The following is a 15,088-nucleotide window of genomic DNA, read 5'->3' as shown; positions in this document are numbered from 1 at the left end:
GGGTTGGGGGAGGGTGCAGTTGGCAGTTGTGGTTGCACCTAACGCACATGCACCGCCGCAATCGGCATGCGATCCAGCGCCAGCCACGCATCCTCGATCACCCCGCGCACCTGTTCCCAGCGCAAGCGTGATTCCCCGCGTGATTGTTCCCAATGCTCGGCCAGCTCCACTTCGGTATCGGCATTGCCGCGCGGCCAATCCGCAGCATGGGTCACCAGAGCAAACGCATAGGCCGGCTGCAGATCACGCCAACGCTGGGCACCCCGCCGTCGACGGGCATAGTCATCCAGGCTGTACTGCACGAAGTCCTGTGCGACCTCACCGGCATCGTGCTTGCTGCGGTTCAGGCGCCCACGCCGCATCACCGAGGGATCGGCACTGAACAGTGAGGGCGGGGCCCGGTTCTCAGTACGGTCGAGACGGAACATGGCACTAACCTCTCTGCTGGGGGGACACAGTTACCCCCGGCCCCGTCAGCTGCCTGTGATACGTCCGTTACACAACGGTGAAACCCCTTGCCGTGCTGTGCGGAAAACGAGAAGAGGAGGCATTGCCTTCGCTCATCACTCACGCCTCGCTACCGTCCATTGGCCCGTTACCACGCCCACTGCAATCCGGCCGAATACGCCCGATCCGGACCCGGCTCGTAGTAGCGCTGGTTGCCGTCGTTGACGATGACCGAACCGATGTAGCGCTGGTCCAGCAGGTTATCCACACGCGCAAACAACCGCAGCGGGCCGCGTGCGGTGTTCCATTCGCGCGCCACTTCCAGGTTCAGCAGTCCATAGCCGGGTGCGCGGGTATCGCCCAGGTCACTGACGCCGATGTCGCTGGCGGCCACCATTTCGGCCGCCCATTGCCAGGCCCCCGGCTGCCATTGCCAGCGCGCGCTCAGCTGTTGTCGCGGTACACCCGGCAGGCGTGTGCCAGGCGCAACCGGGTTGAGCGGCACGGTACAGGGGGCGGGCAGGCCGGTGCAGGTCAGGTAGCCCTCGCGCACCGTGGCCTGCAGCCAGGTCCACGCCAGCTGCAGGTGCTGGTCGTTGGGCAGCGGTTGCCACCAACCCAGTTCCACGCCCTGGCGGCGGGTGGCGCCGATGTTGCGGAAGCTGCTGCGGCCACCGCTGTTGCGGGCCACGGCCAGTTCATCGTCGGTGTCAGCCCGGAACAGCGCCAGCTCCAGCCGCGCACCGTTCTGCGCCCGCCATTTGCCGCCCAGCTCGTAGTTGCGGCTCAGTGCCGGTGACAGATCCAGCGCCAGCCCGGCACCACCGTCGGCGCGGTAACCCAGCTCGTTGAAGGTAGGGGTTTCAAAGCCGCGTCCGGCCGAGGCGTAAAGGCGCAGGTCGTCATTGGCGCGGAACACCAGGCCGGCCACCGGCGTGGTCGCCGAATAGTCGCGGCGCCCGCTGTCATCCGGGTTGCCGGGGGTGATGTAGCGGTCGTCGGAGCGGAACCGCACCTGGCTGTGCCGCGCGCCCACCAGCGCCGACCAGCGCGGGCTGAACTGCCACCAGGCCTGCACGAACTGGTCGATGTTCTCCACCCGGTCGCGCTGATCGCGACGCAGGCGGCCCTTGATGCCCAACGTGTCGCCGACGAAGTTCTCGTAGCCGGTGCGATCCTGCCGCTGGCGGTCGGCATTGGCCCCCATCACCAGTTCCAGCGGTTTGCCGGCCAACGCGCCGTGCCAGGCCCAGCGCGCGTCGATGCCACCGTAATCGCTGTCCAGGTCGATCACGCCACCGGAATGCAGCGGGCTGTTCTGCGGCCCCGGCGGAATCGCCAGGAACTGCTCGACCGCGCGCTGCCCGGCGTAGCCCATCAGGCGCCAGGTCTGGCGCTCGCGGTCGAGCGTGTAGACCGCGCCGGCCTGCGCCTGCCGCACCGATTTGCGGGTGTTGTACTGGCCGGCAACGGCAGTGGCCTGATGCGGGTTGGCGCGCACCTGCTCGCGGCTCAGGCCCAGCGGGTCCTGCGCATGTGGCGCATCAAATGCGTTGATCAACAGATCCAGACGCTGGCCCGGTGCAAGGTCGAAACCCAGGCGGGCCGTGAGCGACTCGCGCCGTGCCGCGCTGTGGTCGCGCCAGCCATCGGTGCGGAAGTGGTTGGCCGCCACGTTGTAGTGCATGGCCGCTGCCTGGCCCTTGAGCTGCACACCGGTGCTGATGCTGTTGTTGCTGCCGTAGCTGCTGCGCAACCGCCACGGATCGCCGCGCTGGCCGTCAGCGCTCCATAACTGCAGTACGCCACCAGAAGAGTTGCCGTACAACGCCGAGAACGGCCCGCGCAGCACCTCGATACGCTCGGCACCGAGCAGGTTGAAATGCGACAGCTGGCCCTGCCCGTCAGGCATCGTCGCCGGAACCCCATCCACCAGCAGGCGCACGCCGCGCACGCCGAAGGTGGAACGCGCACCAAATCCGCGTATCGACAGCTGCGTATCCTGCGCGAAATTCTGCCGTTCACGTGCCAGTAGCCCCGGCACACCACCCAGCGCCTCGGATATCAGCGCACCCCGGCCGTTGCCGTCGGTATCCACCGTGGTGGTGGAAGCGGGCAGGTCGAAATCGGCCACCGCGTGCACCTTGGCGACCTGCACCTGCACGGTGCCCAGCGTGACAGGCACTGGCTCGGCGGCCTGCGTGGGCAGGCCCAGCAGCAAGCCGAAAACAGCGAAAAAGCGTTTACATGGTCCCATCGCGCCATGATCGCCGAAACGGCGTGCCAGCCGCATCGGGCGGGCGGGCGAAGTTCCACCTGAAACCCCTGCGGCCAGCGGCGTCCAGCCCTGCTACGATGTTGCGGTTCTGGCCGCCGCTTGTACCTTCCGCGCCGAACACCCCCACTCCCCGCCACTGATACGAGTACCGCCGTGTCCTTCTTTGCAAACGTCGAACAGGTTCCTGGCGACCCGATTCTGGGTCTGACCGAGGCTTACAACGCTGACAGCCGCCCGACCAAGGTCAATCTTGGCGTTGGCATCTACTACGACGAGAGCGGCCGTATTCCGCTGCTGCGCGCCGTCAAACAGTACGAGCAGCAGTTGGTGGCCGAGGGCAAGCCGCGCGGTTACCTGCCCATCGACGGCCTGCCGGCCTACACCCTGGCCACCCAGAAGCTGGTGTTCGGCGAGGGTTCGGACCTGCTGGCCGCTGGCCGCGTTGCCACCTCGCAGACCATCGGCGGCAGTGGCGCACTGCGCATCGGTGCCGACCTGCTCAAGCGCCTGCTGCCGCACGCCACCATCGCCATCAGCAACCCCAGCTGGGAAAACCACCGCGCCGTATTCGGTGCCGCCGGTTTTGACGTGGTCGATTACACCTATTACGACGACGCCAGCCACGGGCTGAACTTCGCCGGCATGCTGGCCGATCTGCAGAAGCTGCAGCCCGGCTCGGTCGTGCTGCTGCACGCCTGCTGCCACAACCCGACCGGCGCCGACCTGAGCACCGAGCAGTGGAAGCAGGTTGCCGCGCTGCTGAAGGACCGCCAGCTGTTCCCCTTCATCGACATGGCCTACCAGGGCTTCGACAAGGGCATCGCGCAGGACGGTCAGGCCGTGCGCATCATTGCCGAGGCCGGCATCGACAGCTTCATCGTCGCCAATTCGTACTCCAAGTCGTTCTCGCTGTACGGCGAGCGCGTCGGTGCGTTGTCGGTGGTGGGCCCGGATGCGGCGTCGACCAAGGCCGTGCAGTCGCAGGTCAAGCGCATCATCCGCACCATCTACTCCAGCCCATCCACCCATGGCGCGGCCCTGGTGGCCGGCGTGCTGGGCAGCGCTGAGCTGCGTGGCGTGTGGGAAGCCGAGCTGACCGAAATGCGCGAGCGCATTCACGCCCTGCGTGCCGGCATGGTGCAGAAGCTGGCCGCCCTGGGCGCGCCGGAATTCGGCTTCATCCAGCAGCAGGCCGGCATGTTCTCCTACTCCGGCCTGAGCAAGGCCCAGGTGGACACGCTGCGTGACGATTACGGCATCTACGCCGTCGGCACTGGCCGCATCTGCGTGGCCGCGCTGAGCCAGAAGAACCTGGACTACGTCGCCAAGGCCGTCTACGACGTCAGCCGCGGCTGATTGGTCGTAGCGTCGATGTAAACAGAGGCCCGGGGAAACCCGGGCTTCTGTGTTTTGGGGGTTTGGAATCGGGTCTGCGGGATGAGGTTGTGGATAACACGACAGAAGCGCCGCAGCCTTGCGCCGTAGGCGAAGGGGAGGGCCGGGAGGATTCAGTACCTGGCTTTTATCCACAGCCCGCTGTGGATATCCCTTTCGCCGCGCTCCCAGATCACCTTGCCATCGTTCGGGTCAGCACAGTGCGCCCGGAACGCCAGGCAGGCCCAGCCTTGTCCATCCAAGCCACATGAGTTATCCACAGCAGCAGCCCCGGTGTGCTTCGCTTCCCCGATCAACGCTGGCACGCCTGTGGATAAAAACCACGCCACGCGCCAACAGCACCGCAAACTCCCATGACCAATCCTGTCCCTAACAGGACAACCCAAGGTCATCGCCTCGTAAAAAAACGGACAACCCGCGACAATAGCGCCCCTTTCGTCTGAAGGTAGCTCCCGTCCATGTCCCGTACGTCGCTCACCCGTTTTCTGATCGAAGAACAGCACGCCCAGCGCATCAACGCCGATCTGCGCCAGTTGGTGGCGGTGGTGGCGCGCGCCTGCACCAGCATCTCGATCGCAGTGAGCAAGGGCGCCCTCGGCGGCGTGCTGGGCGATGCCGGCACCGGCAACGTGCAGGGCGAGGCGCAGAAGAAACTGGACGTGATCTCCAATGAGATCCTGCTCGAAGCCAACGCCTGGGGTGGTCATCTTGCCGCCTGCGCCTCGGAGGAGATGGACCACAGCCAGCTGGTGCCGTCGGAATATCCACAGGGTGATTTCCTGCTGCTGTTCGATCCGCTGGATGGCAGCTCCAACATCGACGTCAACGTCTCGGTGGGCACCATTTTCTCGGTGCTGCGTGCGCCCAAGGGTGTGGATAAGCCTGGGGATGAACACTTCCTGCAGGCCGGCACCCAGCAGGTGGCGGCCGGTTACTGCATCTACGGGCCGAGCACGATGCTGGTGCTGACCGTGGGCCACGGCACCCATGCCTTCACCCTGGACCGTGAAACCGGCGAGTTCGTGCTGACCCAGCGCGGCATGCAGGTGCCGGCGGACACCCAGGAGTTCGCCATCAACATGTCCAACCAGCGCCACTGGGAAGCGCCGATGCAGGGCTATGTGGCCGATCTGCTGGCCGGCAAGGAAGGCGCGCGTGGCAAGAACTTCAACATGCGCTGGATCGCCTCGATGGTGGCCGACGTGCACCGCATCCTGACCCGCGGTGGCATCTTCATCTATCCATGGGACAAGAAGGATCCGTCCAAGGCCGGCAAGCTGCGCCTGATGTACGAAGCCAACCCGATGTCGCTGCTGGTCGAGCAGGCCGGTGGCGCCGCCACCAACGGCCGCGAGCGCATCCTCGACATCGCCCCGGACCAGCTGCACCAGCGCGTGCCGGTGTTCCTCGGCTCGAAGAACGAAGTGGCTGAAGCGACCCGCTACCACCGCGAGCACGACGCCAAAGCCTGATCGCTTCGGCTTCGGCTTCGGCTTCGGCTTCGGCTTTGGCTTGGGCTTCTGCTTCGGCTTCGGCTTAAGCCCCTCTCCCGCTGTGGCGGGAGAGGGGTTGGGGTGAGGGCGCTCTTCGCTTCTCAGTTGCCCGTCAAGCTCAACACGGCACTACACAGCCGGCGCCATTCGCGCCACCATCGGCGGCAGTTCCCGGGAGTGCCTGCCAATGCGCCTGCTGACCGCCGTACTGCTGTTGCTGGCTCCCTGCATGGGCTGGGCGCAAAGCCCACCGACACTGGAACAAGCCGACACCGACTGGAACCGCCTGCGCCTGCATGGCGACGCACAGGCCTTGGCACCGTTGCTCGCCGACGACTGGCTGCTCACCCATTCCGATGGCCGCATCCAGCACAAGGCCGACTACCTGCAGGAGCTGGCCACGCGCCAGCGTCGCAATACCCGCATCGACAACGAAGACGTGCAGGTCCGCCGTTATGGCGACACCGCGGTGATCACCGGCACCAGCGTGCAGGCGGCAGTCAGCGACGGCAAACCCTGGGAAGGCCGCTTCCGCTTCACCCGCGTGTGGGTGCAGCGCGACGGGCACTGGCAGATGGTGGCCTCGCATTCCTCACGTCTGGCCGAAGCCGCCCCATGAGCGCAGTGGATTTCATCGAGGTCTACGACGCGGCACTGTCCAGTGCAGACTGCGCGGCCATCGTGCAGCGCATGCAGCAGAGCACGCAGCTGCAGCCGGGCCAGGTCGGCGGCGGCGTACATCCGGAGCTCAAGCGCAGCCGCGACCTGCGCATCAGTGGCAATGCGCAATGGCTTGAGGTCGAACAACGTCTGCAACAGGCGGTGTTCTCCGGACTGCTGCGTTATCTACGGCGTTATCCACAGGTTCTGATTTCGCCGCTGATGCTGCAGGTCGAAGCCAGCGACGGCCAGCCACGGCGACTGGCCGCAGACGATTTCCCCGGCATGGACGACGCCGCGCTGGTCGAACTGGCGCGTACCTGCCTGCGCCCCGGTGCGATCAACCTGCAGTGGTATGCGGCAGGCGAGGGCGGCTATCCGTATTGGCACTGCGAGCTGTTCCCGCGTGATCCCGGCGGCGAAACCCTGCACCGCCATCTGCTGTGGACGCTGTACCTCAACGACGACTTCAACGAAGGCGAAACCGAATTCCTGTTCCAGCAGCGCAAGGTGGCGCCACGCACCGGCAGCCTGTTGATCGCACCGACTGCGTTCACCCACACCCATCGCGGCAATCGCCCGCAAGCTGGGGACAAGTTCATCGCGACGAGTTGGATTCTGTTCCAGTCGGCGCAGCGGTTGTATGGCCAGACAGCGGGGTGAGGCAGGACATGAAAGCCGCATTGCTCTCCGCGTTGTTCCTGCTGTTGCCTGCCTGCAGCTGCCCCTCATCCACTGCGGTTTCAGAATCTGCGGTACCCACGGTGAACAGTTTCTGCGAGCGTCACATCGGCGTTCCTCAATCCGTTGACCTGGGCGAACTGATCAGCAATGGGCACAGGTATGAGGGCAGGGCGGTCACCGTTTCGGGCTATTACCGTCCGGTCTTTGAGCACTCGGCGCTGTATCAGCATGCCGGCGTCGACCCGTACACGGCTGACTTCAGCCAAGGCATATGGGTAGACGGCATTTCTCCCTTTTTCGACGGAGAAGCCCACGTCCTGCTAACCGGGATCTACACGCAGAAGTCCCAAGGACACCTGGCACAGTGGCCGGGCAGCCTCTGCGTGGCACAGATGAGGCTCGCATCCTGAGCAACAGCAACGCCGGTGGAACGGAGCCTCGCTCCGCTGAAGCTGTGCGTGAGGATCAATGCCGGGAACCGCTCGGCACTTCCATAGTCGCTAGAACAACTCGCCCTGCAGCGACGGCTTCTTCGGCGGCAGCGGTGCGACGAACTTGCTGCAATCCAACCAGGGCCATTGCTGGCGGGATGCATTGAACCCCAGCCGCTTGCTGGCGAGCTTGAAGCGGTTGGCCAACAGCTCTGCATACACACCTTCGCCACGCATGCGCTTGCCGAACTGGCTGTCGTAATCCTTGCCGCCACGCAGCTGATTGATGGTGCTCATCACGTGCTCGGCGCGCTGTGGATAATGTGCCTGCAACCAATCGCGGAACAGCGGCGCCACTTCATACGGCAGGCGCAGCAGCACGTAACCGGCGCTGCTGGCACCGGCATCGCGCGATGCTTCCAGCACCGCTTCCAGTTCCGCGTCATTGATCCACGGAATCACCGGCGCCACCATCACCCCGACTGGAATGCCTGCATCACTCAGCCGGCGCATCGCGCGCAGGCGGGCATGCGGTGCGGACGCACGCGGTTCCAGCTTTGCCGACAGGTGCGAGTCCAGCGAGGTCACCGAGAAGTGCACGCTCACCAGTTGCTGTTCGGCCAGCGGTGCCAGCAGGTCGATGTCGCGTTCAACCAACGCATTCTTGGTGATCAGCGAAAACGGATGCCGGGTTTCCTGCATCACTTCGATCAACTGACGGGTGATGCCCAGCTTGCGTTCGATCGGCTGGTAGGCATCGGTGTTGATGCCCAGCGCGATCGGCTGCGGCACGTAGCCCGGTTTGGCCAGTTCGCGACGCAGTACCTCGGCGGCGTTGGTCTTGGCGAAGATCTTGGTTTCGAAATCCAGCCCCGGCGACAGGTTCAGGTAGGCGTGCGTAGGGCGCGCAAAACAGTACGAACAGCCATGCTCGCAGCCCCGATAGGGATTGACCGACTGGCTGAAGCCCACGTCCGGCGAGTTGTTGCGGCTGATGATGCTGCGCGCGGTTTCCGGGCGCACGTCGGTACGCAGGCGGGGCTCGGCAAATTCCTCGCTCTCGTCCACCGACCAACCGTCATGGACGGCTTCGGCTATCTGGGTTTCAAAACGGCCGGCGAGGTGACTGGAGGCACCGCGGCCCTTGATCGGTGTAGGCATTCGCCTACGCTACCGCGCGCTGGTCGCAGATGCCGCGACGGGCCGTATTCAGCGGGAATCGGCTTCAGCCGGCCTTGAGCTTGCCGCAGCCACTGCGTCCCGACCCGCTGCTCAGCACCGGCAGTGCCCGACAACGCTGCCCCGGAAAAGTTGTCCACACGCTTATCCCCCGCACGCTTCGTCACCGGGCATGGCTAGAATCGGCGGATGCGCGAAGCCCTGCACGTCCTCTGGACCACCCTCTCCGACATTCCCCATCTGGCCCAGATCCTGGCCGCTGCCTATGTCGCTTATCTGCTGGTGCTGGCCTGTTACATCGTGCTGCAGAAGCGCGAGCCGGTGGCCACGCTCAGCTGGATCCTGTCGCTGGCGGCATTGCCCTATATCGGCCTGTTCGTGTTCTACGTGTTCGGGCCACAGAAAATCGTGCGGCAGCGCCTGCGCCGTGGCCGCTCCCGCGAGGGCATGAGCACCTACGAAACCCTGTGTCCGCCCGATGACCGCTGCACCGAGCTGGCTAGAGTGGGCCAGGCCACCACCGGGCTGGCACCCAGCACCGCCACCGATGTGGACTGGTTGGTGGATGGTGCGGCCACCTATGCGGCCATCATCGCCGCCATCGGCCAGGCACGGCGCCACGTGAACCTGGAGTACTACATCTTCGAGCCAGACCACGCCGGCACCGCCATGCGCGATGCGCTGGTGGAGCGTGCGCGGGCCGGGGTGAAGGTACGGCTGCTGCTCGATGCGGTGGGTTCCTCGCGCATCCGCAAAACGTTCCTGCAGCCGCTGCTGGAGGCTGGTGGCGAAGTGGCCTGGTTCCATCCGCGGCAGCTGCTCAAGCCGTTCAAGCGGCCCTGGTTGAACCTGCGCACCCACCGCAAGCTGGTGGTGGTGGACGGCGAGGTAGCCTTCACCGGCGGCATCAACGTCACCGACGAGGAGGACGACAGTCGCAACCACAACGCCTACCGCGACCTGCACATGCGTATCCGCGGCCATGTCGTGCACAGCCTGCAGCTGGTGTTCCTGGAGGACTGGATCTACGCCACCGGGCAGACCGACAGCGCGTTCCAGCGCAACGACCTGTTCCCGCCCAATGTTCCCACCCGCAGCCAGGGCAACATCCAGGCGCAGGTGCTGATTTCCGGGCCGGATTCGGCATGGGAAGCCATCCATCGCCTGCATGTGGCCGCCATCCAGGAGGCCAAGCGGCGGGTGTGGCTGGTGACTCCGTACTTCGTGCCTGGCGAAGCCGCACGCATGGCGCTGACCTCGGCCGCGCTGGGTGGGCTGGACACACGGCTGATGGTGCCCAAGCAGAGTGATTCCAGGTTCGTCACCCTGGCCGCGCGCTCGTATTTCGACGAGCTGCTGGAAGCCGGCGTGCGCATCTACGAATACGGCCCGCGCATGCTGCATAGCAAGGCGTTCATCGCCGATGACCGCACCTGCATCGTCGGCACCGCCAACTTCGATCACCGTAGCTTCCGCCTCAATTTCGAACTGTCGATGATGTACAACGACCGCAAGCTGACTTCGGAGCTCGAGGCCATCCTGCGTGAGGAGTTCAACAGCGCCACCGAGGTGCGGCTGAACCGTCATCGCTCGATGTGGCGTGAACGCCTGCCCGAGGCCTTCGCCCGCCTGGCGTCGCCGTTGCTCTGATCCAATTCGCCAACCTGGCAGCATTCAGTTGTCCACAATCATCTGTGGACAAGTTTTCGTGCCAATCGGGCCGCCATCCCACGCATGCGCTGCATCGTGGATATCCACAGCAGCCTGTGGACAACTGGCTGGCCTCGGCAGCATGGATGTTTTCTTCCGGCGCCAGCTCCGGGCGGTATCCGCACGAAGTCCCCAGCAACCCAAACAACGGTGGCATGCGGCGCACAGTGGAAGATATCCACATCCCTCTGTGGACAACTGCCAGGCAGGCGTTTACTCCGCACCGTCACGCTGGAGGCGCTGTCGCTCCGTTCTGAAGCACGGCGGGAAAGACAGGTTGCAGCAGCCTGTTCCTCGATCCGTCGCTGTGCTCTGAAAATACCCACAGCCTCCTGTGGACAACTTCTCAAGCAGGAACGTCCTCCACATCGGGTCCGCAAAGCAGTGTTATCCACAGCTCGTCTCCGCGCTGCAGCCCAGGTGCCCCTCTGGGAGCACCTGACATGCACGGTGCTTGGCCATTGCAGCACTCTGTCGAGGTCGCCCGCCTTGCCGACCGCACAGCTGGCTGGCTTCTAGGTGTCCGAGGTGCGGGGCTCGGAGTGCGGCGCGCCGACAGGGAAGATCGGGAAGATTTCCCCTTTGCTGCGACCGGCCTCCCGACTCCCTTCAGCCCCGTCCTGGCCAGGCTCCTCCCGCCACCGTTGCGCCTCGCCCCAAGGCGGATGGATGAAGTTATACACAGCCGTCGCCGACCAGCGGTAGCGGTTCGGCAGGCAGACGGCACAAGCCTGGATACAGCCATGCATCGGTGTCCAGATCACCTCGAAAAGGTGGCATGACACGTGGAACAGCAGCGCCCGGCGCCGTTACACTGCAGCCCTCTACGGGGAGATCGTGTCCATGTATTGGCTGTTTCTGCTGCTCGCGCTCGGCGCGTTCGTGCTCGCCATTTCGACAACGCAGATGTGGTTGCTGGTGCTGTCGCTGTTCGCTTCGCTGTTGTTCGCGGTGCTGTGGATAAAAGGCCTGTTCGCCGCCCGTGTAGGCGGTGTCGTCGGCGATGCACCGCGGCCGTTGCATCCTGCCGAACTGCAGGCGCTGCGTGATCAACTCCGCAGCCAGAACGCACCGCAGCAACACGTGCAGGAAACCCCGACCAGCAAGAACGACCCGGCACAGCCATGACCAGCCTCAGCGTCAACGTCAACAAGGTCGCCGTGCTGCGCAACTCGCGCGGCGGCACCGATCCGGATGTCGTGCGTGCAGCGATGACCTGCCTGCGCGCAGGCGCCCACGGCATCACCGTGCACCCGCGCCCGGATCAGCGTCATATCCGGGCAGACGATGTGTTCGCGTTGTCCGAACTCACCCGCCAGCACGGCGTGGAGTTCAATATCGAAGGCAACCCGTTCGCGCCGCCGCGCGAGGGCTACCCCGGCCTGCTGCAACTGTGCGAGCAGACCCGTCCGGCGCAGGCCACGCTGGTACCCGATGGCGATGGCCAGCTGACCTCCGACCACGGGTTTGATTTCGCCCGCGATGGCGAACGTCTGCGCCCATTGATCGCGGAATTGAAGAGTTACGGCTGCCGTGTCAGCCTGTTCGTCGATGCCGGCAATCCCGACATCGCACAAGCGGCCGCACTCGGCGCAGACCGCGTCGAGTTGTACACAGGCCCGTATGCCGAAACCTTCGCCAACGGCAACGTGGAACAAGCGCCGGCCCCGTTCGTCACCGCCGCACGCCGCGCGCAGGCGGCTGGTCTGGGCGTCAACGCCGGCCACGATCTGTCACAGGCCAATCTCTACCACTTCCTGTCACACGTTCCCGACGTCCTGGAAGTGTCCATCGGCCACGCCCTGATCGGCGAAGCGCTGTATGACGGCTTGGAAACCACCGTCACCGAATATCTGAAACTCATCACCCAGGCTGACAGCCCGGCAAGCTGAGCAAGGCAGCCGGGCAGGGCGCCAGCGCTTCTGCCTGAGCAACGTGGGTGCGCGTGGTCCTGCGCGGATGCATGGCAGCGCGCAACACTCGCGCGCGAACCGCGTGCGTTCGATCAGCTGTGGATAAGCGAAACACCTGTGGATAAATGCCGCGCGCATTCTCCTGCTTTCCGAGAAAACCGTTTCAGGCCAACCGCGGATTCATACCCAGCTGGAAATCCATGGCCCGGCCAAGCGCAGCGCACCCGGAACGTCGCTTCCCGCGCCATTTTTCGATGCCGCCGATGCAGGTCAAGTGCTCGCATCAACCAACTTGTCCACAGCCCTGCAAACAGCACTTGTTGCGTTGCGTCGAGCCATGCACGGCGACGGACTTCTCGATGAAATGACAACGGGGTAGGGCTATGCGTTTTGGCTACTTCCATCTCAGCAGAACCGCTCCTCGCCCTGTCTGCATTCCACCTTCATCGCACCGGCACGCATCACCTTCAAAGATCGGCTTCGCACGGCTCCGCCAGCCACCGCACACCGGTCGCATTCCACGCTTTGCAAGCGCAGGAAAGAAGCACCACAACGTGATGATCCATGGCGATCACAGCCGCGCCGGCAACCGCCACAAGCTGCTCAAGCCACTTCGTTCGCCCTCAAAAACGCACAAAAAAAGACGCCTCCGAGTAACGGAGGCGCCTTCCAGTCGCGTCATGACTTGGTGTTACGTCACTGCACGAAACCGATCTTCTTCATCTGAGCATTTTTCGCCTGGGCCAGAATCTTGGCCATGACGTCGTACTCCGAATCCGGGCTGGCTTCGATGCGAAGTTCCGGCTGGTTGGTCGGATCCTTCTGTACTTCTTCTTCCATCTTCTGCTGCAGGTCGCCCACGTTCACCGGACTGTTGTTCCAGTAAACCTGGTTGCTCGCATCCACACGCAGATCAATCGGCGGCGGCGGCTCGCGCAACTGCGGCGGCGGGTTGATGACCCGCTGCGGCAGATCCACGGCGATCGGGTACGTCATGATCGGCGCGGTCACGATGAAGATGATCAGCAGCACCAGCATCACGTCCACGAGGGGCGTGACGTTGATGTCGGCCATTGGGCCCTTGTTACCACCACTACTGAATGCCATCGCTTATTGCCCCTTTACTTTGGTGGCAACGAAACCGACGTCCAACATGCCCTGACCCTGCGCGATCTTCGTTACTTCGTTGATCACGCTCATCTTGGTGGTCTTGTCACCACGAAGATTCAGCGGCGGCTGCGGCGTCTGCTGGGCAGCGGTGGCGAAACGCGATTCCAAGGTCTCCTTGGAGACCTTCTCGTCGTTCCAGTAGAGCGTCCCGTCTTCCTTGACGGCAACCGTGATCGGATTCGGACGCTTTTCAGCATCTTCCGGATTCTGAATCAGGTTGGCCTCGGGCAACTCCACCTTGACCTTGTGGGACATCAGGGGAGCCGTGATGATGAAGATGATCAGCAGCACCAACATCACGTCCACAAGGGGCGTCACGTTGATGTCGGCCATCGGGCCGCTGCTGTTGCCACTACTGAAAGCCATAACGGGCTCCGTCTATATCGTTGCGATGACTGCTCGGCTTACTGGCTTAGCGAACGCGCGAGCCAGTGGCGAAGAAGTCGTGCAGGTCGTGAGCGAACGTATCGAACTTGCTGATCGTGGCGCTGTTGATCTTGCTGAAGAAGTTGAAGGCGAACACGGCCGGGATAGCCACGAACAGACCGATGGCGGTCATGATCAGTGCTTCACCCACCGGGCCGGCAACGGCGTCGATCGAGGCAGAACCGGTTGCACCGATCTTGATCAGCGCGCCGTAGATGCCCCACACGGTACCCAGCAGACCCACGAACGGAGCGGTTGCACCGACGGTGGCCAGAAGGATCATGCCGCCCTGCAGACGGTTCGATTCGCGGGTCACGGCCTGACGCAGGGCGCGATCAACGAATTCCGAACGGCTCAGGGTTTCGCCGGCACCAGCCTGCTGGTGGTGGGCAGCGGCCTGGGCAGCGTCCAGAGCGATCTTCGAGAACGGCTCCGAAGCGGGCTGTTCTTCCATGGCGCGGATGGCGTCCTGGGCGTTCGGGGCATCCCAGAACAGGCCCGGCACGCGATCAGCGGCCGACTTCAGGCGGGTGGTGCGGAAGATGTTGATGACAGTCCAGTACCAGGACATTGCCGACATCGCCACCAGGGTGATCAGCACGACCCAGGAGACGGCGAAGTCGCCCGGCTTGGAGGTCATTTCGTGGATCAGATGCTCGAAGCCCATCTGCGAGAGCGCGTTGTTTGCGTTGCCCCCGGCAGCGGCGGCGATGAAAATTTCCTGCAGCATGACGCTTACCTTTGTTGTGTGTGGTGTTGAAGAGTGTTGCTAATGTCGAACTGTTGGGTGGGCGACCGCAAGGGCCGCCACGCCTATCAGCTCAGCGCAAAGTTGACCGGGACGCGGACGCGACCAGCCGCCTTGGACCCACCGCTCTGGGCGGGGTTGAACTTCCACTTACGCGCCGCTTCCATAGCAGCTCGGTCGAGGTCGCGGTTGCGGCTGGACTTCTCGACGGAAACATTGGTGACGTTGCCGTTGGCATCGACATCAATGATCAGGATGACCTCACCCTGAATACCTGCGCGGAATGCGGCCGGCGGGTAACGTGGCGGGTTCATAGCCTTGGACGAGATGTCCACGCTGGCCTGGATATCGACCGGCGGTGACGGCGGCGACGGCGGCGACGGCGGGGTTACCACGTCATTGGGACGCGGCTCCGGCACGTCGATCACCGGGGCTTCCGGCGGCGGCGGCAGCGGCGAGGGCTTCGGCGGCGACAGGTTCTTGACCGGCGGCGGCGGTGTGTCCTGCGGCGGCGGCGGCGGCGGCGGTGGCGGCGGCGGCGGCGGTGCGTCGAC

The 15,088-nt window shown here is 64.3% G+C and carries 15 protein-coding genes; 8 read left to right on the top strand and 7 right to left on the bottom strand.

Annotated features, from left to right (window positions below):
- Positions 1-38: 38 nt before the first annotated feature.
- Both ABB26_RS18115 and ABB26_RS18110 read right to left on the bottom strand, forming a co-directional pair.
- Positions 39-362 carry a hypothetical protein gene (locus ABB26_RS18115; protein WP_057636117.1) on the bottom strand — a complete coding sequence of 108 codons (324 nt, stop codon included), beginning with the start codon at positions 360-362 and terminating at the stop codon, positions 39-41.
- Between the two features lie 233 nt (positions 363-595).
- Positions 596-2,704: a TonB-dependent receptor family protein gene (locus ABB26_RS18110; protein WP_057636116.1), complete on the bottom strand. Its 2,109-nt coding sequence runs from the start codon at positions 2,702-2,704 to the stop codon at positions 596-598.
- A gap of 174 nt (positions 2,705-2,878) precedes the next feature.
- On the opposite strand from ABB26_RS18110, the gene ABB26_RS18105 reads away from it, so the two are divergent.
- The 5 genes from ABB26_RS18105 to ABB26_RS18085 all read left to right on the top strand — a co-directional run bounded on the left by ABB26_RS18105 (position 2,879) and on the right by ABB26_RS18085 (position 7,367).
- Entirely contained in the window at positions 2,879-4,081 is a 1,203-nt protein-coding gene (locus tag ABB26_RS18105) for an amino acid aminotransferase (RefSeq protein WP_057636115.1), read from the top strand.
- Between the two features lie 497 nt (positions 4,082-4,578).
- Positions 4,579-5,592, top strand: a complete 1,014-nt coding sequence (locus ABB26_RS18100) for a class 1 fructose-bisphosphatase (RefSeq protein ID WP_057636114.1) — start codon at positions 4,579-4,581, stop codon at positions 5,590-5,592.
- 208 nt (positions 5,593-5,800) lie between these two features.
- Positions 5,801-6,232: a nuclear transport factor 2 family protein gene (locus tag ABB26_RS18095; RefSeq protein ID WP_057636113.1), complete on the top strand. Its 432-nt coding sequence runs from the start codon at positions 5,801-5,803 to the stop codon at positions 6,230-6,232.
- A complete protein-coding gene (locus ABB26_RS18090; protein ID WP_057636112.1) occupies positions 6,229-6,936 on the top strand; it encodes a 2OG-Fe(II) oxygenase in 708 nt (235 codons plus the stop codon). The genes ABB26_RS18095 and ABB26_RS18090 overlap by 4 nt, the downstream gene beginning before the upstream one ends.
- A gap of 8 nt (positions 6,937-6,944) precedes the next feature.
- Entirely contained in the window at positions 6,945-7,367 is a 423-nt protein-coding gene (locus ABB26_RS18085) for a hypothetical protein (protein WP_152982743.1), read from the top strand.
- Between the two features lie 90 nt (positions 7,368-7,457).
- Here ABB26_RS18085 and ABB26_RS18080 read toward each other — a convergent pair whose 3' ends face one another.
- Positions 7,458-8,549, bottom strand: a complete 1,092-nt coding sequence (locus ABB26_RS18080) for a PA0069 family radical SAM protein (protein ID WP_057636110.1) — start codon at positions 8,547-8,549, stop codon at positions 7,458-7,460.
- 207 nt (positions 8,550-8,756) lie between these two features.
- On the opposite strand from ABB26_RS18080, the gene cls reads away from it, so the two are divergent.
- The 3 genes from cls to ABB26_RS18060 all read left to right on the top strand — a co-directional run bounded on the left by cls (position 8,757) and on the right by ABB26_RS18060 (position 12,169).
- A complete protein-coding gene (cls, locus tag ABB26_RS18075) occupies positions 8,757-10,217 on the top strand; it encodes a cardiolipin synthase (RefSeq protein WP_057636109.1) in 1,461 nt (486 codons plus the stop codon).
- A 903-nt stretch (positions 10,218-11,120) separates the two neighbouring features.
- Positions 11,121-11,405, top strand: coding sequence for a hypothetical protein (locus ABB26_RS18065; protein WP_057636107.1), 285 nt, complete (start codon positions 11,121-11,123; stop codon positions 11,403-11,405).
- On the top strand, positions 11,402-12,169 hold the full coding sequence (locus tag ABB26_RS18060) for a pyridoxine 5'-phosphate synthase (RefSeq protein WP_057636106.1): 768 nt from the start codon (positions 11,402-11,404) through the stop codon (positions 12,167-12,169). Before ABB26_RS18065 ends, ABB26_RS18060 begins: the two co-directional genes overlap by 4 nt.
- A gap of 717 nt (positions 12,170-12,886) precedes the next feature.
- Here ABB26_RS18060 and ABB26_RS18055 read toward each other — a convergent pair.
- The 4 genes from ABB26_RS18055 to ABB26_RS18040 form a co-directional block, all read right to left on the bottom strand.
- Positions 12,887-13,297: an ExbD/TolR family protein gene (locus ABB26_RS18055; protein WP_057636105.1), complete on the bottom strand. Its 411-nt coding sequence runs from the start codon at positions 13,295-13,297 to the stop codon at positions 12,887-12,889.
- A 3-nt stretch (positions 13,298-13,300) separates the two neighbouring features.
- Positions 13,301-13,726: an ExbD/TolR family protein gene (locus tag ABB26_RS18050; RefSeq protein WP_057636104.1), complete on the bottom strand. Its 426-nt coding sequence runs from the start codon at positions 13,724-13,726 to the stop codon at positions 13,301-13,303.
- Positions 13,727-13,772: 46 nt separating this feature from the next.
- Positions 13,773-14,516, bottom strand: a complete 744-nt coding sequence (exbB, locus tag ABB26_RS18045; protein WP_057636103.1) for a TonB-system energizer ExbB — start codon at positions 14,514-14,516, stop codon at positions 13,773-13,775.
- A gap of 86 nt (positions 14,517-14,602) precedes the next feature.
- Positions 14,603-15,088, bottom strand: a 486-nt coding sequence (locus ABB26_RS18040; RefSeq protein WP_057636102.1) for an energy transducer TonB, incomplete at its 5' end; no start/stop codon positions are given.

The organism is Stenotrophomonas humi (genome assembly GCF_001431415.1).
GTDB lineage: Bacteria > Pseudomonadota > Gammaproteobacteria > Xanthomonadales > Xanthomonadaceae > Stenotrophomonas > Stenotrophomonas humi.
This window is presented reverse-complemented; position numbering and strand designations above follow the sequence as displayed.